21 protein-coding genes and 1 tRNA gene are annotated in these 24,800 nt (G+C 65.6%); 4 read left to right on the plus strand and 18 right to left on the minus strand.

Annotated elements, in window-relative coordinates; genetic code table 11:
* Positions 1-39: 39 nt before the first annotated feature.
* The 12 genes from ABG80_RS18700 to ABG80_RS18755 all read right to left on the minus strand — a co-directional run bounded on the left by ABG80_RS18700 (position 40) and on the right by ABG80_RS18755 (position 14,435).
* The gene (locus tag ABG80_RS18700) at positions 40-2,727 is read right to left on the minus strand and encodes a M16 family metallopeptidase (protein ID WP_058089198.1); all 2,688 of its coding nucleotides are present in this window, start codon (positions 2,725-2,727) and stop codon (positions 40-42) included.
* 136 nt (positions 2,728-2,863) lie between these two features.
* A complete protein-coding gene (locus tag ABG80_RS18705; RefSeq protein WP_235513954.1) occupies positions 2,864-3,415 on the minus strand; it encodes an outer membrane lipoprotein in 552 nt (183 codons plus the stop codon).
* 96 nt (positions 3,416-3,511) lie between these two features.
* Entirely contained in the window at positions 3,512-5,101 is a 1,590-nt protein-coding gene (ntrC, locus tag ABG80_RS18710; protein WP_058089081.1) for a nitrogen regulation protein NR(I), read from the minus strand.
* 52 nt (positions 5,102-5,153) lie between these two features.
* Positions 5,154-6,278, minus strand: coding sequence for a nitrogen regulation protein NR(II) (gene glnL / locus ABG80_RS18715; RefSeq protein ID WP_083506275.1), 1,125 nt, complete (start codon positions 6,276-6,278; stop codon positions 5,154-5,156).
* 28 nt (positions 6,279-6,306) lie between these two features.
* The gene (locus tag ABG80_RS18720; protein WP_235513955.1) at positions 6,307-6,822 is read right to left on the minus strand and encodes a hypothetical protein; all 516 of its coding nucleotides are present in this window, start codon (positions 6,820-6,822) and stop codon (positions 6,307-6,309) included.
* 184 nt (positions 6,823-7,006) lie between these two features.
* Positions 7,007-8,425 (minus strand): type I glutamate--ammonia ligase, encoded by a 1,419-nt coding sequence (gene glnA, locus ABG80_RS18725; protein ID WP_058089082.1) that lies wholly within the window; start codon positions 8,423-8,425, stop codon positions 7,007-7,009.
* A gap of 272 nt (positions 8,426-8,697) precedes the next feature.
* Positions 8,698-9,516: a competence/damage-inducible protein A gene (locus tag ABG80_RS18730; protein ID WP_058089083.1), complete on the minus strand. Its 819-nt coding sequence runs from the start codon at positions 9,514-9,516 to the stop codon at positions 8,698-8,700.
* Positions 9,509-10,411 carry an EI24 domain-containing protein gene (locus ABG80_RS18735; protein ID WP_083506301.1) on the minus strand — a complete coding sequence of 301 codons (903 nt, stop codon included), beginning with the start codon at positions 10,409-10,411 and terminating at the stop codon, positions 9,509-9,511. Before ABG80_RS18735 ends, ABG80_RS18730 begins: the two co-directional genes overlap by 8 nt.
* A gap of 99 nt (positions 10,412-10,510) precedes the next feature.
* Positions 10,511-11,488, minus strand: a complete 978-nt coding sequence (locus ABG80_RS18740) for a sterol desaturase family protein (RefSeq protein ID WP_407638779.1) — start codon at positions 11,486-11,488, stop codon at positions 10,511-10,513.
* A gap of 52 nt (positions 11,489-11,540) precedes the next feature.
* A complete protein-coding gene (locus ABG80_RS18745; RefSeq protein WP_083506276.1) occupies positions 11,541-12,371 on the minus strand; it encodes a polysaccharide deacetylase family protein in 831 nt (276 codons plus the stop codon).
* The gene (locus tag ABG80_RS18750; RefSeq protein ID WP_235513956.1) at positions 12,355-13,371 is read right to left on the minus strand and encodes a YncE family protein; all 1,017 of its coding nucleotides are present in this window, start codon (positions 13,369-13,371) and stop codon (positions 12,355-12,357) included. Before ABG80_RS18750 ends, ABG80_RS18745 begins: the two co-directional genes overlap by 17 nt.
* Before the next feature lie 239 nt (positions 13,372-13,610).
* Positions 13,611-14,435 (minus strand): TIGR00266 family protein, encoded by an 825-nt coding sequence (locus ABG80_RS18755; protein WP_058089085.1) that lies wholly within the window; start codon positions 14,433-14,435, stop codon positions 13,611-13,613.
* 118 nt (positions 14,436-14,553) lie between these two features.
* Between ABG80_RS18755 and ABG80_RS18760 the strand changes: the two genes are divergently transcribed.
* The 4 genes from ABG80_RS18760 to ABG80_RS18775 all read left to right on the plus strand — a co-directional run bounded on the left by ABG80_RS18760 (position 14,554) and on the right by ABG80_RS18775 (position 18,821).
* Entirely contained in the window at positions 14,554-15,792 is a 1,239-nt protein-coding gene (locus ABG80_RS18760; protein ID WP_058089086.1) for a GGDEF domain-containing protein, read from the plus strand.
* Between the two features lie 49 nt (positions 15,793-15,841).
* Complete coding sequence (locus ABG80_RS18765; protein WP_058089087.1) at positions 15,842-17,128, plus strand: BaiN/RdsA family NAD(P)/FAD-dependent oxidoreductase; 1,287 nt, start codon at positions 15,842-15,844, stop codon at positions 17,126-17,128.
* A 19-nt stretch (positions 17,129-17,147) separates the two neighbouring features.
* Complete coding sequence (ubiE, locus tag ABG80_RS18770; protein ID WP_058089088.1) at positions 17,148-17,879, plus strand: bifunctional demethylmenaquinone methyltransferase/2-methoxy-6-polyprenyl-1,4-benzoquinol methylase UbiE; 732 nt, start codon at positions 17,148-17,150, stop codon at positions 17,877-17,879.
* A gap of 90 nt (positions 17,880-17,969) precedes the next feature.
* Positions 17,970-18,821, plus strand: coding sequence for a MerR family transcriptional regulator (locus tag ABG80_RS18775; protein ID WP_152987750.1), 852 nt, complete (start codon positions 17,970-17,972; stop codon positions 18,819-18,821).
* Positions 18,822-18,974: 153 nt separating this feature from the next.
* On the opposite strand, the gene ABG80_RS18780 is transcribed toward ABG80_RS18775, so the two are convergent.
* From ABG80_RS18780 to pheS, 6 genes are all read right to left on the minus strand, one after another.
* A tRNA-Pro gene (locus tag ABG80_RS18780) sits at positions 18,975-19,051 on the minus strand.
* Between the two features lie 56 nt (positions 19,052-19,107).
* Positions 19,108-19,629 carry a MerR family transcriptional regulator gene (locus tag ABG80_RS18785; protein ID WP_058089090.1) on the minus strand — a complete coding sequence of 174 codons (522 nt, stop codon included), beginning with the start codon at positions 19,627-19,629 and terminating at the stop codon, positions 19,108-19,110.
* A gap of 73 nt (positions 19,630-19,702) precedes the next feature.
* Positions 19,703-20,062: an integration host factor subunit alpha gene (locus ABG80_RS18790; RefSeq protein ID WP_058089091.1), complete on the minus strand. Its 360-nt coding sequence runs from the start codon at positions 20,060-20,062 to the stop codon at positions 19,703-19,705.
* Between the two features lie 25 nt (positions 20,063-20,087).
* The gene (pheT, locus tag ABG80_RS18795; RefSeq protein WP_058089092.1) at positions 20,088-22,517 is read right to left on the minus strand and encodes a phenylalanine--tRNA ligase subunit beta; all 2,430 of its coding nucleotides are present in this window, start codon (positions 22,515-22,517) and stop codon (positions 20,088-20,090) included.
* A 20-nt stretch (positions 22,518-22,537) separates the two neighbouring features.
* Complete coding sequence (gene ahr / locus ABG80_RS18800) at positions 22,538-23,575, minus strand: NADPH-dependent aldehyde reductase Ahr (RefSeq protein ID WP_058089093.1); 1,038 nt, start codon at positions 23,573-23,575, stop codon at positions 22,538-22,540.
* 90 nt (positions 23,576-23,665) lie between these two features.
* On the minus strand, positions 23,666-24,715 hold the full coding sequence (gene pheS, locus ABG80_RS18805) for a phenylalanine--tRNA ligase subunit alpha (RefSeq protein WP_058089094.1): 1,050 nt from the start codon (positions 24,713-24,715) through the stop codon (positions 23,666-23,668).
* Positions 24,716-24,800 lie beyond the last annotated feature (85 nt).

A 24,800-nucleotide genomic window follows, 5' to 3' on the forward strand; every position in this document is an offset into this window, starting at 1 on the left:
CACGCTTGGCGCTGCCCCCAACTCACGCAGCCATCTGGCTCAGGGCGCCGACGCAAAGTCTCCGGCCACACCCCTGACAAAAGCCTCAGGCCGAATGTGGCGCCGCCAGACGTCGTTGACCTGATCCAGCGTGAGCGAACGCAGGGCTGCATCCACCCTGTCAGACAGCGAAAAATCCCGCCCCAGCTCAAGGTTATTGGCCCAAGCGCTCGCCAAACGGCCGTCATTGGCACGCCCAAGCTGCCTGAAACTCAGCAAGCTGCCCTGAGCAGCGCTCAACTCGGCTTGCGTGAAGCCGTTTGCGAGCGAACGCTCCAATTCTTCCTGGAACGCCCTTTCGACCTTCAACCGATTTTGCGGTGCGAAAATCGCACTGACCACCCATTGCGAGTTCAGGTCACGTTGCCCCCACTCGATGGCGCTGTGAACACTGTATGACAAGCCCTCTTGCTCGCGGATGCGGCGCCACAACCTGGCATCGCCACCGCCACCCATGAGGTGATTGGCCATCATCAATGCCGGGTAATCGGGATGGCTGTCGTTCACGGGCATGCCCAGGCGCACCACCATCGTGGCGTTTTGTTTGTCCGGCGTTTGCAAACTCAAGCTGACCGCTGGCACAGACAAAAGCGGCATCGCAATGGGTGCGCGAGCCTCGTGTGAGCCCCAATCGCCAAAGGCCTCACTCAAAGCCTGGCGCACCTGCTGCACATCGAAATCACCGACGATGCCCACGCGCGCATGCGAGGCCGACAAGAAGCGCCGATGGAAGGCCTGCACCTGCGCCAGGTTCACACCGCGCCAGTCGGCTGCCATCTCATCGAAGGAGCGCGCGTGACGCACGTCGCCCGCCGGATAAGGGTCACCGTGGCGAGACAGCGCCTCGGCAAGCACAGCTGAGGGCTCTTTGCGCTGTGCCTCGATCGCGGACAAAGCTTGCCGGCGCACCTCCTCCAAACCCTCGGCCGGAAGCAATGGGCGTCGCAGCATGTCGGCCACCACGGAGATGGCCGCCAGCAAGTGCTCCCGCCTGGACGACAAGGTCACGGCCAACTGCCCTGCCGAAGCGTGAACGCTGACCTCGGTCTGCAGTGCGTCCAGCCGGTCCTGCAGGGCTTGCCTGGACATGGTCTGCGTGCCCTGATCCAGCAACTCGGCCAGCGCGGAAGGGGCCTCGCCCCAATTGGCCAACGACTCGGACGTGCCATGGTGAAAGACCAAGGTGGCCTGCACAGCGTGTGAGCGCGTGGGTTTGGGCAGCAGGGCCACCTTCATGCCCGGCGGCAGATCAAAGCGCTGCGTGCGGGCATCGATGTTGGCTGGGGTGGCGTCGAAAGGAGCCACGTCATCGGCCGCAGCCTGCGGCTTGAAACCCTTGAGCACCTCGGCCAGGTCAACCCGCGCGGGCGCAGGTGCGCGCACCGGCTGCGCCGTTGGCACGTACTCGCCCAAGGTGCGATTGGACCGCACAAGGTAAGCCGCCGCCACACGCTGCACATCGGCCAGCTTGATGTCGCGCACGCGATCGCGGTTCAGGAAAAAAAGCCGCCAGTCGCCCTGTGCAACCGACTCGGACAGCGCCACCCCGACGTGCTGTGGATCGGCAAACAACGCTTGCCAGTCCTTCAACCAGCGGGCCTTCGCTCGGGCCAGCTCCGCTTCGGTCACGGGCTGCGAAGCGAACGACTCAACGGCCTTGAGCAACGCCTCGCGGGCGGGGCCGACCTCCTGATCCACCCCCAGCTGAACGCCGGCGATGAGGAACCCTGGGTCGGCCAGTCCTTGAGAAAACGCGAAGGTGGATGCCGCCAGCCGACGCTCGGACAGTTGCTTGTGCAAGCGACCTGACGGGGTGTCTCCCAGGATCAATGACAACAAAGCAACCGCTGCATGGTCAGCATGGACGCCAGGCATCACGTGGTAGCCCGCGTACAGCAAGGGCACACCCCCGCTGCGCCGCAAGGTGACGCTGCGCTCGCCATCCTGGACGGGATCCAGCGTGTACGGCTCGCGCAAGGGGGCCTTGGGCTTGGCGATGGGGGCAAAAGCGTTTCGGATCCAGGCCAATGTGCGAGGCACATCGAAGCGACCTGACACGATCAACGTGGCGTTGTCAGGGCGGTAATGCCGACGATAAAAGGCCTGCAGCTGCGAGATGTCCACGCCCTCGACGTCGGTTCGTGCGCCGATGGTGGACTTGCCGTAGTTGTGCCACTGGTACATCGTCGCCAGCGTCTTTTCGAGCAAGACGCGGCCCGGGCTGTTCTCACCCATCTCCATTTCGTTGCGCACAACGGTCATCTCGCTGTCGAGGTCCTTGCGCGCGATGAAGCTGTTGACCATCGCATCGGCCTGCCAGTTGAGGTACCAGCGAAGGTTGTCCTCGTTGGCGGCGAAGCTGGCGTAGTAGTTGGTGCGATCCAGCCAGGTGCTGCCGTTGGCGCTGAGGCCGCGTTGGGTGAACTCGGCCCACACCTTGGGGTGTTTGGGCGAGCCTTTGAACAGCAGGTGCTCAAGCAGGTGAGCCATGCCCGTTTCACCCAGGCCCTCGTGGCGCGAACCCACGCGGTAGGTCAGGTTCACGGTGGTGGTGGGCCGCGCAGCATCCGGGATCAGCAGCACCTGCAGGCCATTGGGCAAACGCCATTCGCTGATGCCTTCCGCCTGGGCCACAGGCAACCAAGGGTCGGCGGCCTTGCCCGCCTTGGTGACGTGGGCCGATGCCACGCGAGGGCCCGATGCAGCCGGTTTGGCGACAGCCACCTCCAGCAGCAAACTGGATGAGAGGCTGGCAATGGCCAGAAGCAAAGCAGGCCGCCAAAGCGACCGACCGATCAAGGACCGCATGGCGATGGCAGAGCGCTCAACGAACGCTGGTAGCCGGGGCCACGGGCGCAGCGGGTGCGACCGGCGTCGTCTTGGGCGCGAGCATCACGCGGGTCTTGCCACCGGTGGTGACCAGGATGACGGCATCCCCGGGCTGAAAGCTCTCGCTGCCTGCAGCTTGGACGATGGCCCGCCGCTCACCGCTGGGCATCTGCAGCAGGATCTCCAGGGCGGACTCGCGGGTGCCCAAGCGCTCGACCGCGTTGCCCACCACGCCACCCACCACGGCCCCCACCACGCCCACGGCGGCGGAGGTCGGGTTGTGGCTGCTGGCCATGCTGCCACCGATGCCACCGACCACGGCGCCCGCTGCGGCACCGATGCCACTCTGGGACCCCTCCACCGTCACCGGCCGCACCCCCAGCACCACGGCGTCGGAGACCTGCGAAAGCCTTTGGGCATCGCCTGGCTTGATGACATCAGAGCTGGTGGTGGAACAAGCCGTCAAGCCCAGGGCCAGGCAGGCGCCAGCCAAGGCAAACACCGGCCGGGTTGAACGGGTGGAAAGGAAGCGGAGGGCAAAGCGCATGATCAAAACCTGGGTTGGATCGATCTACTTTAGCGCAGCACCTCCACGCGCCGTTGACAGACGCGTTTCCCAACGTAAAACACCTCGAGACAAGCCTCAGTCGTCGATGCCGAGTTCCTGGATCTTGCGCGTGATGGTGTTGCGCCCGATGCCCAGCTTCTGCGCGGCCTCAATGCGGCGTCCACGCGTCAGCTCCAGCGCCGTGTGGATGAGTTGGGCCTCGAACTGCCGGGTCAAGGCGTCCCAGACATCGGTCTGACCCGCATTGAGCCGCTCGCGGGCCTCGCGCTGCAGATCAGCCAGCCAACTGGCGCCCGAAGGCGTTGCAGCCAGGGTCTCCGTGGCGATCACGTCGCCAAAGCCACCCAGGCCGGACGCTGTCACCGGTGCCACGTCGGCATGCGCGCGGACAGCATCGGTGAAAGCCGACGGCAATGCCGACGCGGACATCGGCACTGGCGCAGGTGCAGGGGCTGCCACGGGCGCCCAATCTGCCACCGCAGCGGTGGCCTGCTCGTGAACGCCTGTCACCACTCCCTCAAGCAACTCAGGCGGCAGGTCCTTGGTCTCGATGACTTGGGCAGGCGCCATCACCGTCAGCCAGTGGCAGATGTTCTCCAGCTGGCGCACGTTGCCGGGAAAGTCGAAGGTCGCCAACTTGGCCAGCGCCGGCTCTGAAATGCGCTTGGCCTCGACGCCCAGGTCCTTGGCGCTTTTCTGCAAAAAGAAACGCCCCAGCGTTGGGATGTCCTCGCGGCGCTCGCGCAGCGCGGGCAAACGCAGGCGGATCACGTTCAGTCGGTGGAAGAGGTCTTCCCGGAAACCACCCAAGCGCACGCGCTCTTCGAGGTTCTGGTGGGTCGCAGCGATGACGCGCACGTTGCTCTTGAGCGGCTGGTGACCACCCACGCGGTAGAACTGACCGTCCGACAGCACGCGCAGCAGGCGGGTCTGCAGATCGAACGGCATGTCACCGATTTCATCGAGGAACAGCGTGCCGCCGTCGGCCTGCTCGAAGCGACCACGGCGCATGGTCTGCGCGCCAGTGAAGGCTCCGCGTTCGTGACCGAACAGCTCTGACTCCAGCAGGTCCTTCGGGATGGCCGCCGTGTTGATGGCCACGAACGGGCCGTTGGCGCGAGGGCTGTGCTTGTGCAGCGCTCGCGCGACCAGCTCCTTGCCGGAGCCGGACTCGCCGGTGATCAGCACCGTCACGTTGCTCTGGCTGAGGCGGCCGATGGCACGGAAGACGTCCTGCATCGCTGGCGCCTGGCCCAGCATTTCCGGCATCTGCGTGACGCGGTCGTCGAGCACCTCTTCGCGCACGCTCTCGTCCACGGCGCGGCGGATGAGCTCGACCGCCTTGGGCAGGTCGAACGGTTTGGGCAGGTACTCGAAAGCGCCTCCCTGGAAGGCCGAAACGGCGCTGTCCAGGTCGGAGTAAGCGGTCATGATGATGACAGGCAGCCCGGGGTGACGGGCCTTGACCTTGCTCAGCAAATCGATGCCTGAGCCACCCGGCATGCGGATGTCTGACACCAGCACCTGGGGCTCATCGACCTCCAGGGCCGCGAGCACGTCGCGGGGGTTGGTGAAGCTGCGCACCGGCAGCTCCTCGCGGGCCAGTGCCTTTTCAAGCACAAAGCGGATGGATTGGTCGTCGTCAACGATCCAGATGGGTTTCATGCTGGCCTGTGGTTGTCTGCGTCATCGGGCGATCCGTCCACCGGGCCAAGGATCATGGCAAGGGGATGAGGATCCTGAACACCGTGCGACCGGGTTCGCTTTCGCATTCGATGGTGCCCTGATGCTGTTGAACGAAGGTTTGTGCCAAGGTCAGGCCCAGTCCGGATCCGCCGTCACGTCCCGACACCAAAGGGTAGAAGACGCGATCGCGGATGGATTCCGGGATGCCCGGGCCGTTGTCCTCGATATGCAAGACCAGTGCCAGTCGGTGCAAGGCGCGGTTGATGGTGACGCGCCGGACCACGCGCGTGCGCAACACGATGCGCGCATCACCCTGGGCGATGCGATCGATCAAGGCTTGCGCTGCGTTGTGCGCGATGTTCAACACGGCCTGGATCAACTGCTCACGATCACCTCGAAAGTCGGGCAGCGAGGTGTCGTAATCGCGCTGGACCTTCAGGCCCTTGGGGAACTCGGCCAGGATCAGCGAGCGCACCCGCTCGCAGACCTCGTGGATGTTGACGTCACCCACCACGTGCGGGCGGCGGTGCGGCGCCAGGAGCCGGTCAACCAGCGATTGCAGGCGGTCGGCCTCGTGGATGATGACCTGGGTGTACTCGGTCAGTGATTTGCTCTCGAGCTCCATCTGCAGCAACTGCGCCGCGCCCCGGATGCCGCCCAGCGGGTTTTTGATCTCGTGGGCCAGGTTGCGGATGAGCTCCTTGTTGGCCTGCACCTGATCGAGTGCGCGCTCTTCGCGGTCCTGGCGGGTCTGCTGCTCGACCTCGACCAGCTCGACCAGCACCAGGCTGCCCTGCCCCAGGCGCGTGACGATGACCTGCACCGGCAGGGGCTCGCCATGGCCGCGCAGGTGCCGGCGAAGGTCGGTTTGCAGGCGGCTGGTGGCGAACTCGTTGCGAGCCACCGCGGACACCAAGTCGCGCAACAGGCCGGGCGAGACGACCCAGTCGTAGATGGATTCGCGCAGCATGGACTTGCGCGACAAGCCCAGGCCTTCTTCAAAGGCGGAGTTGGCGTAGAGGCAGCGGCCATCGGGGACCACCACGCACACCATCGTGCCCAGGTGGTCGAAGGCTTCGAGCCCGCCGGGCACGATCGGATCAACACGGGACACCGCCTGCACGATGTCGGCAGGCGCATGGGGAACAGCAGTCATCGGGAAAAGCTTTGTCTGGTGGCTCGCGTCAGCGCTGGCCGAACTTGCCCAACTCGCGCCGCAAAGCGGCAACGTCCGCTTCCTTGCGTGTGAGCGCGGCTTTCATCTCCTCGATGCGATCGAGGTACTTCTGGTAGTTGCGCTCGTCACCGCGGCGCTCAGGCTGACCGTCGTTGAATTCCTTGCGCAGGGCGGCCAAGGCGTCTTCTTCCTTCTTGAGTTCGGCCTCGAGGATGCGCTTGGCATCGCTGTCGCGGGCTTTCTGGTCGTCGGCGCCGACCTTTTCACCCTGAGCGGACGAAGCGCCGGCTGGCCGGGCGGCATTGCCACGCGGAGCCTGGGACTGGATCACCGTGATCGGTGCGCCCTCCAGGGTTTTGCAGCCCTTGTCGCGGGCCTCTTTGGCGCTCAGCGAGTCGGTGTAGAGGTTGCCCGGGCATCGGTAGACGGGCTTTTCCTGGGCCCACACGGCAGCACCAGCGCTCAGGGCGCAGACCAGGGAGATCAGCTTGAGAGACACGTGCAGCGGATTCGTCATCGTCATGCAGTCAGTCGGCGTGCAAGCCGGATGCCTTGCAGTATGCCCGCAAGCGGCGCCCCATGGCAGACAAGGCCGGCACAAACGAAACGAAAGGCACGTCGCCACAACATGGGCAAGGAGCGAGGCACAAGCGAACAAAAAAAAGAGCGGCCGAAGCCGCTCTCTGTTTGCGAACCGCTTGCGCGGATCACAGTGCGTAGTACATGTCGTACTCGACCGGGTGAACGGCCATGCGGAAGCGGGTGACTTCCTGCATCTTCAGGTCGATGTAGGCGTCGATGTAGGAATCGGTGAACACACCACCCTTGGTCAGGAACGCGCGGTCGGCGTCCAGGGCGTCCAGAGCCTGGTCCAGGCTGTGGCAGACGGTGGGGATCAACTTGTCCTCTTCGGGCGGCAGGTGGTACAGGTCCTTCGTGGCGGCTTCGCCCGGATGGATCTTGTTTTCCACGCCGTCCAGACCGGCCATCATCAGTGCCGAGAAGGCCAGGTACGGGTTGGCCGAGGGATCGGGGAAGCGAGCCTCGATGCGGCGACCCTTGGGGTTCGACACGAACGGGATGCGGATCGAAGCGGAACGGTTCTTGGCCGAGTAGGCCAGCTTCACCGGGGCTTCGAAGCCGGGCACCAGACGCTTGTACGAGTTCGTGCCGGGGTTGGTGATGGCGTTCAGGGCGCGAGCGTGCTTGATGATGCCGCCGATGTAGTACAGGGCGAACTCGCTCAGGCCGGCGTAGCCGTCGCCAGCGAACAGGTTCTTGCCGTCCTTCCAGATGGACTGGTGAACGTGCATGCCGGAGCCGTTGTCGCCAACCAGGGGCTTGGGCATGAACGTGGCGGTCTTGCCGTAGGCGTGGGCCACGTTCGTGATGATGTACTTTTGCAGTTGCAGCCAGTCAGCGCGCTGGGTCAGCGTGGCGAACTTGGTGCCGATTTCCATCTGGCCGGCGTTGGCCACTTCGTGGTGGTGCACTTCGACCGGGATGCCCATCGATTCGAGGATCAGGCACATCTCCGAGCGCATGTCCTGGCCGGAGTCGACCGGGGGCACGGGGAAGTAGCCGCCCTTGACGGTGGGACGGTAGCCGGTGTTGCCGTGTTCGTACTTGGTGCCGGTGTTCCAGGCGCCTTCTTCGGCTTGGATCTCGAAGAAGCAGCCGGACATGTCGTTGCCCCAACGGATGCCGTCGAACACGAAGAACTCGGGTTCAGGACCGAAGAAAGCGGTGTCGCCCAGGCCCGAGGACTTCAGGTAGGCTTCGGCGCGCTTGGCCAGCGAGCGGGGATCGCGCTCGTAAGGCTTGTGGTCGGTCGGGTCGATGACGTCGCAGGTCAGCAGCAGGGTCGGCTCTTCGAAGAAGGGGTCGACGTTGGCGGTGTTGGGGTCCGGCATGAGCAGCATGTCGGATGCTTCGATGCCCTTCCAGCCAGCGATGGACGAACCGTCGAACGCGTGGCCGGACTCAAACTTGTCTTCATCGAAGTGCGAAACAGGCACGGAGACGTGCTGTTCCTTGCCACGGGTGTCAGTGAAACGGAAGTCAACGAACTTGACGTCGTTGTCCTTCACCATCTTCATCACGTCGGCGACGGTCTTGTTGGCCATCAGGAGCTCCTAGCAACAGGCTTAATGAAAGCAGGAAGAGAAATTTTTCTGTCTCTGGTCCAGAAACAGCGCGCAGTGTAATAGCAGAAAGCGTGCCTTCAGGCTGAGCGCGGACAAGCCGCACCCGGATTCGGTCCATGGCAGAGGGGGCGCAACCCCGGGGTGCGCCATCTCTGGGCGCACCGCGAAGGGCCATGGCGCACATCGTGAAAACGAAGCTGGCCACGCCCTTCCTAAATTTGCACCATATTCGTGCAAATCGGGGTTCAATATCAGCCTCGCACCGATTCGGGGCCTATTTCCGCACCAAACTGGACCAAGCCGTCGCGCAAGGCGACGAACGCCGCATCCACCTCGCTCGCCAAGCCCTTCACACCAAGCTCGATGTGGCGCCCATGCACCGGGTGGTCAACGCTGGGCAGGGAGAACACCTTGATGGGCGAGAAACGCGCCTCGATCTCGACCATCAGGGGCGTCAGGCGAGACTCGATGGCGCCGTAAACCACCACCGAGCGCTCCACCAGGCGCCCTTGCCCGTGCAAGTCGGCATGCAAGGTGTCGAGCGCCCAAGCCACCATGGGCCAGGCCATGACCGGAAAGCCCGGCACGAAGTGCACACGCCCGGCCAGCGAAAAGCCGGGGATGCGGTTGTAGGGGTTGGGGATGATGCTGGCACCCTGAGGGAAACGCCCCATCTCCAGGCGCCGGAGGGTGTCGGCCGATTCCGGTTCGAAGGGCACGCCCTCTTGCTCGGCCATTTCGCGACAGCGCATCAGGATCAAGTCGCGGGCCTCGGGGTGCAGCGCCAAGGGCTGACCGGCGGCTTCGGCCGCACAGGCACGGGTGTGGTCGTCGGGTGTGGCCCCGATGCCGCCAAAGGAGAAAACGACGTCGCCGCTGTCCAGCGCGTGACGCAGGTCGGTGGTGATGCTCGCGGGGTCGTCGCCCACATAGCGCACCCAGGAGACCGCCATGCCCCGCTCGGTCAGCAGCTCGATGGCCTTGACCAGGTGCTTGTCCTGCCGGCGACCACTGAGGATTTCGTCGCCGATGATGATGAGGCCGATGCGCGGGTTCTGAGTGTCAGGCATGTTCTGAGTGAGGGAGGTTGGCCAACGAACTGGGCAGGGTCTCGGCTCGCAGCGACGCCAGCGCCGCCAGCAGGAAGTGAGCAAACCACAGGCTGGAAAAAACGAACACCAGGGTGTAGAGCCACAGCGAGACGACCAGGATGAAAGGCGCCAGGACGATGGCCAGCACGCCCAGGGCCCACACGGCGGCAGGCGCTGCGCCCAGGTAGCCACAGACCACGCCCATGAGCAGCAAGGTCGTGCGGTGGCGCTGGATCAGGGCGTTTTGCTCTTGAGGCGTGGCGAAGTCGGCGAGGGTGTCGTGGGTCATGACGCGGTAGGTCAGCCAGCCCCAGATCAAGGGTGGCACCACCAACGCGAACAATGGGATCAACCACAGCGGCAGGCTCAGCACGAGCGCGCCCAGCGCGACGACGGTGGAGGCCAGGGACAAGGCGACCGACCGCCAAAGCGACGTCCGGTGGCGCGAGGCCAGATCCGGGAATCGCCGCGCGCGCACCAGCTTGACCGCAGACGGGGTGATCATCCAGGCCACCAGCAGCAGGCTCAGGACCACCACCAGGGGCACCACCAGGATCAACATCAACACGGGCACCAACGCGGCACGCAAGCCTTGCAGCCCCATGCTGTCGAGCCAGGACAGGAGTGATTGGCTGAGCGACCAGTTGTCCAGGGCCTGCCTGAGTGCCTCGTTGGCATCGGACCAGCCCCACCAGGCCAGGCCCAGCAACAACGTGGCCGACAACAGGATGGGCAGCAAGGTCAGCCAGATGACCCTCGGGTGCAGGCAGTAAGCCACGGCGCGCCAGGCGGCATCGGCGGCCAGGCTGGCGGATGGCAAAGGGCGTTGAGGCAAGGCAGAAGGGGGCGTCAGAGGTGGCGTGGAAGCGTCCATGTCGAACAGCATACCGAAGTGGCCCCAGGCCTGAAGCGATCGGCACCAAAACCCCTTGGGCCCCGCTCGCGACACCCTGGCGGCCAGGCGGCCGGTGCGTCAGCCCCTGCCCAGCAAGCGCCGCAGGCCCAGCCACTGCTGCGCCCAAAAACCCAGGCCGTAGTCACGCGCGCCGTTTTCAGGCAGCTGGTCGCGGATGCCGGTCGGCTCGTAGCGACCATCGAACCGCGCTGTGCCAAACAACAGGTCCCACACGGGAAACAGCACCGCGAAATTGCAGCCACCCAAGGAACCCGGGCCATGGCTTTCGTGGCCAACGCCGATGGCGTGGTGTTGTCGGTGAAAGCGGGGGCTCACCAGTAAGCGCTCACCCAACCAGCCAAAGCTCACCCGAGCGTTGGCATGCGAAAGGCTTTCAAGCAACTGTGTGACGGCCACGACGGCCACGAATTGCCCCGGTGCCACGCCGATGGCTCGGGCAGTGAACGCCAGCAGCACGTCGCGGATCAGGTCATCGAGCAGGTGGTTGCGGTTGTCGCTCCACAGGGTCATCTGCCGCTGGCTGTGGTGCACGGCGTGCAAGGCCCACCAGCGGTCGAAGTGGTGTTGGCCTCGGTGGATCCAGTAGTCCAGCAGGTCAAAGACCAGCAGATAGAGCAGGAAGCTGGCCCAGGCGGTGTCGAGCACACCTGGCCACAGGGGTGCCACCAGGGCGTCGAGCTGGATGCCTTGCACCCCCTGCACCGCCGCCTCGCCGAACACGGTGTCCAGCAGCGGATCGACCGAGAAAAACATGGCCAGGCGGAACAGGCCCAGGCGGTGCAACAGGGTGTAGAAGATGTCGACGCGCACGGCTGGCCCGCCTCCGAACTGCTGCTCTGCCGGACGCCAGCGTTGCAGGGGCGCGAACAGCAACAGCATCAGCACCAACTGGATAAAGCCCACCAGCAGCCAACCGGTGGCGGCGTAGCCGTCCTCCAGCAAGTTGCCCTGGCCGGTGTGGAACAACAAAGGCTGGACCACCGACTCGAACAAGGCCTGCTGCAGTCGCCCGAAGGCATCGGTCAGGGGCTGGATGATCAGTTCGTCGAGCATGGGCTGCAGCGGTGTTGCATCGGTTCAGCGGGGTTCAGCGGGGTTCAGCGAGCGCTTCGTGCGGAGCTGGGCCTGCTGCGCGATAGGTGGGGTGCTGCCTGAGGGTCTCGAAGCAGAAGCCGCGCTCTTTCAAGCCCACGATGAGCGGCTCGAGCACGGCGGGCGCCCACGCGTCCTGCCGACTCCAGATGCCCAGGTGCATCAGCAAGATCTCACCCGATCGCACGCGCTGCAAGGCCTGCCCCAACAAGGCCGCATTGGGGTAGCGCTTGCTGTCGAGCTCGTCCCCCAGGAAGCCATTGGGGGTCCAGGGCACGTGCTGCCATCCGCAGGCGTGGGCCACGGCCAGCAACCGTGGTGAGGTCCGCCCACCCGGTGCGCGGAAGATGGCGCGCATGCGCTGGCCGGTCATTTGTTCAAAACGGGTGGCTGGGCGCTGCAGTTGTTCGCAGTAAGCCGTGGCCGAAAGCGACTGTCGCTCACCGTTGCGGGGCCCTGCCGTCGGCTTGACCCGAAGGCCCTCTGCGGTGTCGGCCTGCCAGACCACGTGGTCCCAGGTGTGGCTGCCAAAGTCATGGCCCTGAGCAGCCAGCTGCTTCCACCAGGCGGCCCAGTGCTCGTCCAGGCTGCTGCCCTCTGGCCGGGCGCCCACCGCCTGCGTGCGCTCGTTGGCCAGAAAGAAAGTGGCTTTGACCTGATGGCGCGTCAGCACATCGGCCACCAGCGAGGCCACGCCCATGTGCCCGGTGTCGATGGTCAGGTAGACCGGTTTGTCGCAGCGTGCTGCGGCCAGGGCCTGACCCGACAGGCCGAGCCCCAGGGTCAGCGCCAGAGCGCAAGCCGTGCGGTCAATTGCGCGGCGCATGCTGCAACGTCCAGACGCCATGCGGCGATCGGCCCACAGGCACTTGCTTGATCACTTCGCCCTTGACCGTGTCGATGACCGTCAACTGGCGCGCCCAGCGCGAGGTCACCAGGATGGTCCGTCCGTCGGCCAGCAGGTCCATGCAATCGGGGCCACCCGGCGCAGGATAGGTTGCCACCACCTTCCAGGTTTGCAGGTCGATGCGGCTGATGGTGTTGCCAGCCCGGTTGCTGACCAGCACATGCCGCTTGTCGCCCCAGGCTCGGAAAGCGTGCGCGCCATTGCCGGTTTCGATGCGTTTGACGCGCTCGGGTTTCGCGCCGGACACGTTGTAGACCTCGACGTAACGGTCGCCCGTCAGGCCGATCAGCACATGGCGATCGTCGGGCGTGACGTACACATCGGCGGGCATCTTGCCCACGCGGATGCGCCAACGCGGGGCCTGTGTCGCCAGCTCGATGGCCACCATCTCGTCGCTGTCCTGCATGGTGACGTAGGCCACAGTGCTGCGCGAGTCGATGGCGATGTGGCTGGGCGTCTTGGCCGTTGGCACGCGCTTGATCAGCTTGAGGTCGACGCCGCCCTTGGGTGAAGGCGTGGACTGGTAGATGTCGACGTGGTTGAGCCGATTGGCCGCCGTCACGAACCACTTCATGTCGGGCGAAAAGCGCAGCTGGTAGGGGTCGACGATGCCTTCGATCACCCGTTGCACCGCGCCTGTCCTGGGATCAAACAGGGTCAGGGAGTCGGACAGCGCGTTGGCCACCATCAGCGACTTCTCGTCGGGCGAGAGGTAGAGGTGATGGGGCTCCTTGCCTGTCGGCACCCGGCGGATTTCGGTGTAGGTCACCGGGTCGATGATGCTGAGGTTCGCATCGAGCGAATTGAGCACGAAGATGGGGGGACGCGCGGGCGCAGGCGCCACCACAGGGGGACGGGGTTTGGGCCGGTCGCCCAGCGCCAGCGCCGGGGACGCAAGCCCCGCGAGCCCGAACGACATCAAACCTTGCGCAGCCAGCCCCAGGCCACCCAAAGCCACTGCCCGGCGTGAAGGCCCGACAGGCGTCGGCGTCGGCTTCGCCTCAGGCAACGCAGGCACCCCGCGCAGCAACATGTCCCCACTCATCCCCAGCGAACCTTTTGTCAGTCAAGCTCTCCAGTTTAAGCGCGGCAGACCGGGGCTGCGATGACATGGGTCAGCGCGCGACAACGCCGGTCCGCAGAGCCGGCGCGACAGGCTCACTCATCCCCACCCAACACCGAGCCCAGCAGCCCGCCCACGCCACCTGCGGCCACCCCGCTGAGCAAGCCGCCCTCCTCGCGACCACCACCACCGGGTGTCTGAGGCGCCGCAGCAAAGATGCGCGAGGCCAGTCGCGAGAACGGCAGGCTCTGCAGCCAGATCTGACCCGGGCCGCTCAGCTTGGCCAGGAACAGGCCCTCGCCGCCGAACAGCGCGGTCTTGATCTTGCCGACGTACTGGATGTCGAAGTCCACGCCGGAAGTAAAAGCCACAACACAACCGGTGTCCACCATCAGGCTCTCGCCCGCCTTCAGCTCGCGCCGCACCACGGTGCCACCCGCGTGCACAAAGGCCATGCCATCGCCCTCGAGCTTTTGCAGGATGAAGCCCTCGCCGCCGAAAAACCCGGCGCCCAGGCGCTTCTGAAAACCGATGCCCAGCGACACACCACGGGCGGCGCACAGGAAGGAGTCCTTCTGGCACATCAGCGTGCCGCCCAACTGCTTGAGGTCCATCGGCAGGATCTTGCCGGGGTACGGCGCCGCGAACGCCACGCGCCGCTTGCCCTGCCCCTGGTTCGTGTAGACCGTCGTGAACAGGCTCTCGCCAGTGATCAAACGCTTGCCTGCGCCCAACAGCTTGCCGAAGATGCCGCCTTGCTGTTGTGAGCCATCGCCGAAGACGGTGTCCATCTCGATGCCGGGCTCCATGAACATCATGCTGCCTGCTTCGCCGATGGCCGCCTCGCCGGGATCGAGCTCGACCTCGACGAATTGCATTTCGGCTCCGCGAATTTCGTGATCCACCACGTCCATGGCCATGTTGATTTGCTCCGTTGTGAAAAATCGAGGGGCCACCTCACCCTCGTCATGAGGGGTGGCCCGCCTGATGCCCAGCTCAATCGGGCGATACTCTGCCGCGAGATTGTGTCCGAAACCCATGCTGCCTCTTTTTGACCTGCACCTGCCAACCCTCACGCTCGTGGTGTGCGTGGTGCTGTTCACCGCCGCCTCCACCATGACGCTGGTGGGCCGAACCCAGCGCACCTACCTGGGCTACGGCTGGTGGACGACTGCGCAATGGCTCAACACGGCCGGTGCGATCTGCCTGGTCCTCAAAGACCACCATCCGTGGTTGCTGCCCGTCAGTGTCCTGCTGACGCTGCAATGGCCTTTGACCATGCTGGGGGGGCTGCGCCAGTTCTACATCCGCAGCGATTTCCGCACCGCTGCCTGGGTCGACCTCGTGGTGCTGGCAGCTGGGGCCGGGGCCTACATGGCGATGTGGATGCACTCGCCCAACGACCTCGGCGCGCGGGTGGCCACCTTCAGCCTGGCCAGCGTCACGGGTTATCTCTACGCCGCCTGGCTGGTGCATGGTGTTCGCCACCAGGGCCCCGGACGCTCGGGCCCTTACCTCAAGGCAGTGGGCCTGTTCATGCTGGCGGCGGCCGTCATCCAGCTGCCACGGCTCGTTTCGGCCCTCGGCGTGTGGGGCACCCCGGTCCTCAACCCCACCCAGATCCAGCAGCCCGTGGTGCTGGTCGGCCTGGTCGCTGGCGTCATGTTCTCGGTCTACATGTGCCTGCTGTTGACCTACGAGCGCACCGAGCAAGACCTGCGTGAGTCACACCACCAGCTGCGCCTGATGGCCGACTTCGACCTGCTGACCCTCGTGCCCCACCGGCGCCATTTCCAGGAGCTGGCCACCCAGGCCCTGAGCCTGAGCACGCCCGGCAGCGCCACCCTCATGCGCTTTGACATCGACCACTTCCGGCTCTTCACCGTTGACCATGGCCACGCCGCCGGCGACGAGGCGCTGAAGTTCGTGGCTTCCTCCGCCCGCTCGTTGCTGCGCAGCCGCGACCTGATGGGGCGCCTGGGTGGTGAGGCCTTTGTGGCCCTGCTGCCCGACACCGGCGTGGCCGATGCCCTGCACGTGGCCGATCGCATGGTGCGTCATGTCGACAAGGTGCGCAGCGGCCAGCAGCGGCCCGCGCTGAGCTTGAGTTTCGGCGTGGTGCAGATCCAACCTGGCGAGTCGATCGACGAAGCCATTCACCGTGCCGACGAGGCACTGGCCGAAGCGCGCCGCCAAGGTCGCAACCAGCTGGTGCGGGCCGATGACCTGGAAGGCCGGCCGGTTTTTTCAGCCAGCCGCCCCCTTGGGCTCGATTGAGTCCACCTGAGACCGCGGCAACACCCGCCACAGCCGCGACAATTGCCGCATGTCTGCATTCGACGTTGTCATCATCGGCGCTGGTGCCGCCGGGCTCTTTTGCGCCGGTGTGGCGGGCCAGCGCGGCTTGAAGGTCCTCCTGCTGGATCGCGCCCCCAAGGTTGCCGAAAAAATCCGCATCTCCGGTGGGGGCCGCTGCAACTTCACCAACCGCGATGTCGGCGTGGCCAATTTCCTGGGCGAGAACCCCGCCTTCTGCCGCTCGGCCCTGAGCGGCTACACGCCTCAGGACTTCATCGAGCTGATCGAGCGCCACGGCGTTCGCTGGCACGAGAAGCACCGAGGCCAGCTCTTTTGCGACCACCGCGCTGACGACATCATCCAGCTGCTGCTGCGCGAATGCGAGGCCGGGGGCGTGCAGCGCTGGCAACCCTGCAGGGTCGATGGCATCCGACCGCTGGGCCTTCAGGCCGAGGACGGCAGCCGCTTCGAGCTCGACACCGACCGAGGCGTGCTGCGCACCCACCAGGTCGTCGTTGCCACAGGCGGCCCCTCGATCCCCAAGATCGGTGCAACCGATGCGGGCCAGCGCTGGGCGCGCGAACTCGGCCACCGCGTCGTGCCCCTGCGCCCAGCCCTCGTGCCCCTGACCTTCGACGCAGCAACGTGGGCTCCCTTCGCCGAACTGGCCGGGCTCTCGCTCGAAGTCGTCATCGAAACGCCCACCACCGTGCCGCCGGTGCAGCGCGGCGGCAAGGCCAAGGGCCCGCACCTCGCGCGCTTCACTGAAGACCTGCTCTTCACCCACCGCGGCCTGAGCGGCCCGGGCGTGCTGCAGATCTCCAGCCACTGGCAACCGGGCCAGGCGCTCACCATCAACCTCAGCCCCGCGCATGACCTGGCAGGCGAGCTCAAGGCCGCCAAGGCTGGCTCGCGCAAGCAGCTGTCCACCGCCTGGGGCCTGGCCCTGGGCGAGGCCGTGCCGCAGCGCCTGGCCCAGACATGGCTGGCGCAAATGGCGCAAAACCTGCCCGCCCTGCAACCCCAGGCTGCGCTGGCCGAGCTCAAGGACAAGGACCTCGAAGCGCTCGGGCAAGCCGCCAACGCATGGTCCATCAGCCCGACGGGCACCGAGGGCTACGCCAAGGCCGAGGTCACCATCGGGGGCGTGGACACCCGTGAGCTGCAGCAACAAAGCATGGAAAGCCGCCTGGTGCCCGGCCTGCACTTCATTGGCGAGGTCGTGGACATCACCGGCTGGCTGGGCGGCTACAACTTCCAGTGGGCCTGGTCCAGCGCCATGGCATGCGCCCAAGCGCTTCAGCCCGCCCCATGAACGTTTAAGATGCGCCCCCATGAGCTCCACGCATTTCGGTTTCCAGCAAGTTGACGAGTCCCAGAAGGCCCAGCGCGTGCGCGGCGTCTTCGATTCGGTGGCCAACAAGTACGACGTCATGAACGACCTGATGTCGATGGGCCTGCATCGCCTCTGGAAGGCTTACGCCATCGCCGCCAGCGGCGTGCGCGAAGGCAACAAGGTGCTCGACATCGCCGGCGGCACGGGTGACCTGGCCGAGTCCTTCGCCGCCCGCGTCGGCCCCACCGGCACGGTCGTGCACACCGACATCAACGAAGCCATGCTGAGCACCGGCCGCGACCGCCTGCTCAACAAGGGCCTGGCGCTGCCCACCACGCTGTGCGACGCCGAGAAGCTGCCCTTCCCGGCCGAGACCTTCGACATCGTCACCGTGGCCTTCGGCCTGCGCAACATGACGCACAAGGACGCAGCCCTGGCCGAGATGTGCCGAGTGCTCAAGCCGGGCGGCCGCCTGCTGGTGCTGGAGTTCTCGAAAGTGGCCAAGCCGCTCGAGAAGGCCTACGACTGGTACTCGTTCAAGGTCCTGCCGCGCCTGGGCCAACTGGTGGCCGGTGACGCCGCCAGTTACCAGTACCTGGCCGAGTCCATCCGCATGCACCCAGACCAGGCCACGCTCAAGGCCATGATGAAGACCGCCGGCTTCGGCCACGTCGATGTGCACAACATGACCGGCGGTGTCGTGGCCCTGCACCTGGGCATCAAGTGCTGATTTGAGCGCAGGCGCATCTGCCCGACGTTTGACGGCGCGCGGTGACGGGGCTCGTTATCATTGGCGAGCCTGTCCCATTGGCCCATCAGCATGTCCGAAAACAAGATGCGCGCGACTCGGCCCCGCCGGCAAGCGCCCTCCCCTGCGGTCGACGAATTCACCGTTGAAACGCTGTCCGAGCGCACCGGCGTGAGTGTGCGCAACGTGCGCGCCTACCAGACTGCCGGCCTGATGCCCCCGCCTCGCCTGCAAGGCCGCACGGCGATCTACAACGCCGAGCACCTGGGCAAGCTCGAACTCATCCGGGAGTTGCGCAAGCAGGGCTTCAAACTCGACACCATCAAGGACATGCTCACGGGCACGCCCGATGGCGCCTGGAGCGAGTACTCGCTGGTCAGCCACCTGTTCTCCACCACGTTTTTCACCGTCGAGAAGCCTTTGCGCAAGGCGCTGTCCGAGATGGCATCGCACTGGGCGCAGCCCGCGACCCAGCAGCAAAAGGACAGGCTCAGCGAAAACGGCCTGTACCGACGCGTCGGTCCAGACGAGGTGGAAATGCTCTCGCCCGCACTCGAGCGCATCGGCATCCAGCTGGCCGAGCTCGACGTGCCCCTGAACACCGTGCTCGATCTTCAGGATGAGCTCATTCGGCACAGTCGCTCGATCGCGCGGGCCTACGTGGAGCAGTTGTTCATCGCGATGGTGCGCACGGTCACTGAAAACCATGCCATGCGTGGGGCGCCACCATCGACCAGTGAAGCCGCTGCCGTCGGCGTTGACCTGCGACTGGCAGAGGCGATCAAGGGCCTGTTCGAGCGCCTGCGCCCTTTGGCCATTGGTTCGGTGAGCGCCGCATTCCCGGTGGTGCTCCAACAGGAGTTCGATCGCGCCATCCAGATGCAGCTCGATCAGGCTCGCCCCCCGAACGCATCAGGCAACTGAAGGACTGGCCAACTCGGCCGCCGTCGCGGCTGATCAAGCCACCGATGGCTCCGCTCACGCCAAGCGCCCAGACACAGATCCGGGTGACACACGAAAAACACCGCGCAAAAACACGAAAGGGCCAGAAGTTTCCTTCTGGCCCTCGTGATTTCTTGGTCGGGGCGGCGGGATTCGAACTCGCGACCCCTTGCACCCCATGCAAGTGCGCTACCAGGCTGCGCTACGCCCCGACAAGAATTAGACTATAGCATGTTTTTTGCCGTCATTTCAAGCCGAACGCCTGCATTCACGACAGCAGGTCGCGAATCGACAACAAGGAAACACGCAGGCTGGCGGCAGCCTCGGGAGACAGCTTGGACAGGTCTGGCAGCTCGGGCGCGAGGAAGGCCGACTCGGCCATGACGGACGGGGACGCCTGCAAAGCACGCGACGCCATCAGCACACCGCCACCGGCCAGGCGCTCGGACGCGATCAAGGCGGAGGACGGAGGCAGCGCATCGGGCAAGGCCAGCTCGTCGTCCTCGACCTCGGTGCGTGCAGCATGCCCCAACTCGGTCAGGCGGTTGCGAGCACCGCTGATCGTGAAGCCCTGCTCGTACAGCAGCTCGCGGATGCGGCGAATCAGCAGCACCTCGTGATGCTGGTAGTAACGGCGGTTGCCCCGCCGCTTCATGGGTTTGAGCTGCACGAACTCCTGCTCCCAATAACGGAGCACATACGGCTTCACGCGGCACAACTCGCTGACCTCACCGATGGTGAAGTAGCGCTTGGCCGGGATCGGCGGTAGGTCGTGGCTGGTTCGGTCCATGTTCCCTGCTGCTGAAGGACGCAAAAGCAAAAAAGCCTGTCGGATCAATCAGATTCCGACAGGACCTCAAACTTTACTCCAAGTCGTCACCAACGGGAATGTCACCTTGCACCATGCCCTTGAGCTTGGCGCTGGCGTGAAAGGTCACCACCTGGCGGGCCTTGATGGGGATGGCCTCGCCTGTTCGCGGGTTGCGCCCGGGGCGAGGCGCCTTCTGACGGATCTGGAAGTTGCCGAATCCCGACAGCTTCACGTCGGTGCCCTGCACCAGCGTGTCGTTGATCAGCTCGAAGAAGGCCTCGACCATGTCCTTGGACTCGCGCTTGTTCAGGCCAAGCCGCTCGAACAGCAGCTCGGACAGCTCGGCCTTGGTCAGCGTGGGCGTCTCGATGGTCGGCAACAGCACCGTCAGGTCGCTGATCTTGTCGTTCATGCGTGGTCTCTCCCCTTCTCACGCCTCAGGCGCGCACGCGCGCACCCACCTTGTCGGCCAGATTCTGCAACACGGATTGCACGGCGGCTTCGATGCGCTCGTCGTTGAGCGTCTGCTCGTCGTCGCGCAGCTCGATGCGCACGGCCAGGCTGCGCTCGTCTTCGGCGATGCCGGCCACGGCTTGCTTGGGCTTGTAGATGTCGAACAGGCGAGCGCCGCGCACCAGGCCATCGGTCGTTGCCGACAGGATGGCACCGATCAGGTCGTCGTGCGCGGTGCGGTCGTTGACCACCAGCGCCAGATCGCGGAAGACCGACTGCATGCGAGGCACGCTGGTGAAGCTCGGCACGGAGCGCTGCACCAGCGCGTCGGCATCGAGTTCGAACAGCACGGGGGCCTGAGGCAGGTCATAAGCCTGACGCCACTTGGGGTGCAACTCGCCCACGAAACCCACGGCCCGGCCAGCGACCATCACCTGCGCGCAACGGCCAGGGTGGAAGGCCGGGTGCTCTGCAGCCACAAAGCTGGCCTGCAGCGGCGCCAGCAGCGACTCGACATCGCCCTTGACGTCGAAGAAATCGACCTGGCGCGCGGTCTGCCCCCATTGCAGCGCATCGGCCGGGCCATAAGCCAGGCCAGCCACGCGCACGGGCTGATCGAAACCAGCGACCGTCTGCATGCCATCGGCGACCGAAGCGTCGCGGCGGAACACGCGTCCCACCTCGAACAGGCGCACGCGGTCGGCCTTGCGGGCCAGGTTCGTGCGCAGCACCTCGACCAGGCTGCCGATCAGCGACGAGCGCATCACCGACAGCTGGCTGGCAATCGGGTTGAGCAGCTGGATGGGGTTGGCGTTGCCGGCGAAATCGGCTTCCCAGCGGGCTTCGACAAAGCTGAAGGTGATGGCTTCCTGGTAGCCACGAGCGGCCACGGCACGGCGCACGGCGTACAGGCCACGGCGCGCCTCGGGGCGCACCTCGGAGACCACCGGGGCCTTGGGCGCGCGGCGCGGCAGCTTGTCAAAACCGATGACGCGCACCACCTCTTCGATCAGGTCCTCTTCGATCTGGATGTCGAAGCGCCAGCTCGGCGGGGTCACGATGAGGTGGGTGTCGTCGCCCTGGGCCTGCGTGCCGTAAGGCAGATCCAGGCGTTGGAACACGGCCTGCACCTCGGCCAGGCTCACCGGCATGCCGATGACGCGCTGGGCGCGCGACAGGCGCAGCGTCACGGGCTTGCGCTCGGGCAGGTGCACCTTCTGGTCGTCGAGCGGGCCGGCTTCGCCACCGCAGATGTCGAGGATCAGTTGGGTGATGCGCTCGATGTGCTGCGCGGTGGGAGCCGGGTCCACGCCACGCTCGTAGCGGTGCGAGGCGTCGGTCGAGAAGTTGTAGCGGCGTGCGCGGCCGGCGATGGCCTTGGGCCACCAGAAGGCCGCTTCCAGGTAGACGTTGCGGGTGTCGTCGCTCACGGCGGTGGCGTCGCCACCCATGATGCCAGCCAGCGATTCGACCTGGCTGCCATCGGCGATCACGCCCACCTGCTCGTCGAGCGTGATGGTGTTGCCGTTGAGCAGCTTGAGCTGCTCGCCCGCACGCGCCCAACGCACGCTCAGCTCGCCCTGGATCTTGTCCAGGTCGAACACGTGCGAGGGCTGGCCCAGCTCGAACATCACGTAATTGGAGATGTCGACCAGGGCCGACACCGAACGCTGGCCGCAACGGGCCAGGCGCTCAACCATCCAGGCCGGAGTCTTCGCTCGGGGGTTGACGCCACGGATCACGCGGCCACCGAAGCGACCGCACAAATCTGCGGCCTCGACGTTGACCTTCAGGCGATCGTCGATGGTGGGCTTGACGGGCTCGCTGGCCGGCAGGTGCAGCGGGGCATCGGTCAGGGCAGACACCTCGCGGGCCACGCCCGCCACGCTCAGGCAGTGCGCCAGGTTGGGCGTGAGCTTGAGCGTGAACAGCGTGTCGTCGAGCTGGAGGTGCTCGCGGATGCTGACACCCACCGGCGCGTCGTCGGCCAGGATGTGCAGGCCATTGGACTCATCGGAGACGCCCAACTCCTTGGCCGAGCACAGCATGCCGAAGCTTTCCACGCCACGCAGCTTGCCCTTCTTGATCGCGAAAGGCTTGCCATCTGCACCCGGGGGCAGCTCGGCGCCCACCGTCGCGCAAGGCACCTTGATGCCCGGGCGCACGTTCGGCGCGCCGCAAACGATCTGCAGCACCTCGCCCGTGCCCGCGTCCACCTTGCACACGTTCAGGCGGTCGGCGTCCGGGTGCTTGGCGACTTCCAGCACCTGGGCCACGACCACGCCCGTGAAGTGCGGCGCCACCGGCTGCAGCTCTTCGACCTCCAGGCCAGCCATGGTCAGCAGGTCAGCCAGTTGCTGCGTGCTCAGATCGGGGTTGCAGAAGTTGCGCAACCAGGACTCGGGGAATTGCATGGAAAGGGATCCTCGGGGATTCAGTTCTGATCGGCGTCCAGGACCACGCGGTAGCGGGCCTTTCCGGCGCGCAGGTGGTCGAGGGCCTCATTGATTCGGCTCATCGGGAAGTGTTCGGTCTGCGGCTCGATGCCATGGCGCGCCGCAAAGGCCAGCATGGTGTCGATGTCCTGGCGTGAGCCGGTGGGCGAGCCCGACACGCTGCGCTGCCCGCCGATCAGCGGGAAGGCCTCGACCTCCATGGGCTGCGGCAGGATGCCCACCAGGTGCAAGCGGCCGTTGGGCGCCAACGTGGACATCAGCGCCTTCCAGTTCAGCATGACGTTGACGGTGACCAGCACCATGTCGAGCTGGCCCGCGATGGCCTTCATCGACTTCGGGTCGGTGCTGGAGACCACGCGGTGCGCACCCAACTGCAGCGCCTCGTCGCGCTTGGACTCGCTCGACGTGAAGGCCGTGACCTCGCAGCCCCAGGCCCGTGCGAACTTCAGCGCCAGGTGCCCCAGGCCGCCGATGCCGACCACGCCCACGCGGTGCACGGGCTTGATGTCGAAGTTCAGGAAGGGCGAGAACACCGTGATGCCACCACACAGCAGCGGGCCGGCTTTGGCCGGATCCAGGCCTTCGGGGATCGGGCTGACCCACAGCCAATGCGCGCGCACCTTTTCGGCGAAACCACCATGGTGGCCCACGATGGTGGCGACGCCAGCGCGGCACAGCTGCGGCTGGCCGCTCAGGCAGCTCGGGCAGGTCTGGCAGCTCACCGACATCCAGCCCAGGCCCACTTTCTGGCCCAGCTTGAGGCCCTTGGCGCGCTCGCCCAGGCCCACCACCGTGCCCACCACCTCGTGGCCACCGACGATCGGGTAGGCAGAAAAACCCCACTCGTTGTCGATCAGCGAGAGGTCGGAGTGGCACAGGCCACAGTGCTCGACGCGGATCTCGACCTCTTCGGCGCCCAGAGGACCCGGGTCGTACGAAAACGGCACGACGGGTTTGGCAGCTTCTTGAGCAGCCCAGGCCTGGATCGTGGTGGGGCTCGTGGCGGTGGTGGTCATGCGGGCATCCTCATCAGACTGGGTTGAGACATTGACACGCAGTTCGCAGCGATCACAACGAGGACAGGCGCCCTGTCCTCGCTCGAGCGATCACTGAAACTGCTGCAGGAAACGCAAATCGCCTTCGTAGAACAGGCGCAGGTCGTTCACACCATAGCGCAGCATGGTGAGCCGATCCGGGCCCAGGCCAAAGGCAAAGCCAATGTACTGCTCCGGGTCCAGGCCGAAGTTGCGGACCACGTTCGGGTGCACCTGGCCGGCGCCACCCACTTCCAGCCAGCGGCCCTTGAGCGGGCCAGAGGCAAAAGCGATGTCCACCTCGGCCGAAGGCTCGGTGAACGGGAAAAAGGACGGGCGGAAGCGGATGTCGAGCTCGTCCGTCTCGAAGAAGGTGCTGAAGAAATCGCCCAGCACGGCCTTCAGGTCAGTGAAGCTCACGCTCTCGCCGATCCACAGGCCTTCGCACTGGTGGAACATCGGCGAATGGGTGGCGTCGCTGTCGACACGGTAGGTGCGGCCCGGTGCGATCACGCGGATCTCGGGGATGCGCTCGCCACGGGCCAGTTGCTCGGCGTGGTCCTGCACATGTTGCATGGCGTAGCGCACCTGCATCGGGCTGGTGTGCGTGCGCAGCAGGTGACCGCCTTCGACGTAGAAGGTGTCGTGCATGGAGCGCGCGGGGTGGTCTTCCGGCGTGTTCAGCGCGGTGAAGTTGTGCCAGTCGCCTTCGATCTCGGGGCCGTCGGCCACGGCGAAGCCCATCGAGCCGAAGATGCCTTCGATGCGCTCGATGCTCAGCGACACGGGGTGCAGGCCGCCCTCGCCACGGCGACGCCCCGGCAGGCTCACGTCCAGCGATTCGGCGCGCAACTGCTGCGCGAGTTCGGCATCGGCCAAGGCCTGCCTGCGCGCATTGAGCAGCGCTTCAACCTGTTGCTTGGCCTGGTTGATGGCCGCGCCGCGGGTCTTCTTGTCTTCGGGGCTCAGGGCCGCCATGCCCTTGAGCAGATCGGTGAGCGAGCCCGACTTGCCCAGGAACCGGGCTTTGGCGTTTTCGAGGTCAGCAGGCGTGGCGGCGGCGTCGAACGCGGACTGTGCCGATTGCACCAGGGTCTGCAGGTCGCTGGACGAGTCGTTCATCGGATGCATTCGAAAAAAAAGGCCAACACGGGGTTGGCCTTGGGTTCAGTCGAGGCCACCGGCACACCGGCGGCCATCAGTCTGA

The sequence above is a fragment of the Aquabacterium parvum genome, from assembly GCF_001447195.1.
Classification (GTDB): domain Bacteria; phylum Pseudomonadota; class Gammaproteobacteria; order Burkholderiales; family Burkholderiaceae_C; genus Aquabacterium; species Aquabacterium parvum.

Bases quoted from the DNA above. Each gene is read 5' to 3' on its own strand.
- ABG80_RS18705 (WP_235513954.1), bottom strand. From the start codon at position 3,415: ATGCGCTTTGCCCTCCGCTTCCTTTCCACCCGTTCAACCCGGCCGGTG.
- ntrC (WP_058089081.1), bottom strand. From the start codon at position 5,101: ATGAAACCCATCTGGATCGTTGACGACGACCAATCCATCCGCTTTGTG.
- glnL (WP_083506275.1), bottom strand. From the start codon at position 6,278: ATGACTGCTGTTCCCCATGCGCCTGCCGACATCGTGCAGGCGGTGTCC.
- ABG80_RS18720 (WP_235513955.1), bottom strand. From the start codon at position 6,822: ATGACGATGACGAATCCGCTGCACGTGTCTCTCAAGCTGATCTCCCTG.
- glnA (WP_058089082.1), bottom strand. From the start codon at position 8,425: ATGGCCAACAAGACCGTCGCCGACGTGATGAAGATGGTGAAGGACAAC.
- ABG80_RS18730 (WP_058089083.1), bottom strand. From the start codon at position 9,516: ATGCCTGACACTCAGAACCCGCGCATCGGCCTCATCATCATCGGCGAC.
- ABG80_RS18735 (WP_083506301.1), bottom strand. From the start codon at position 10,411: ATGGACGCTTCCACGCCACCTCTGACGCCCCCTTCTGCCTTGCCTCAA.
- ABG80_RS18745 (WP_083506276.1), bottom strand. From the start codon at position 12,371: ATGCGCCGCGCAATTGACCGCACGGCTTGCGCTCTGGCGCTGACCCTG.
- ABG80_RS18750 (WP_235513956.1), bottom strand. From the start codon at position 13,371: ATGTCGTTCGGGCTCGCGGGGCTTGCGTCCCCGGCGCTGGCGCTGGGC.
- ABG80_RS18755 (WP_058089085.1), bottom strand. From the start codon at position 14,435: ATGGCCATGGACGTGGTGGATCACGAAATTCGCGGAGCCGAAATGCAA.
- ABG80_RS18760 (WP_058089086.1), top strand. From the start codon at position 14,554: ATGCTGCCTCTTTTTGACCTGCACCTGCCAACCCTCACGCTCGTGGTG.
- ABG80_RS18765 (WP_058089087.1), top strand. From the start codon at position 15,842: ATGTCTGCATTCGACGTTGTCATCATCGGCGCTGGTGCCGCCGGGCTC.
- ubiE (WP_058089088.1), top strand. From the start codon at position 17,148: ATGAGCTCCACGCATTTCGGTTTCCAGCAAGTTGACGAGTCCCAGAAG.
- ABG80_RS18775 (WP_152987750.1), top strand. From the start codon at position 17,970: ATGTCCGAAAACAAGATGCGCGCGACTCGGCCCCGCCGGCAAGCGCCC.
- ABG80_RS18785 (WP_058089090.1), bottom strand. From the start codon at position 19,629: ATGGACCGAACCAGCCACGACCTACCGCCGATCCCGGCCAAGCGCTAC.
- ABG80_RS18790 (WP_058089091.1), bottom strand. From the start codon at position 20,062: ATGAACGACAAGATCAGCGACCTGACGGTGCTGTTGCCGACCATCGAG.
- pheT (WP_058089092.1), bottom strand. From the start codon at position 22,517: ATGCAATTCCCCGAGTCCTGGTTGCGCAACTTCTGCAACCCCGATCTG.
- ahr (WP_058089093.1), bottom strand. From the start codon at position 23,575: ATGACCACCACCGCCACGAGCCCCACCACGATCCAGGCCTGGGCTGCT.
- pheS (WP_058089094.1), bottom strand. From the start codon at position 24,715: ATGAACGACTCGTCCAGCGACCTGCAGACCCTGGTGCAATCGGCACAG.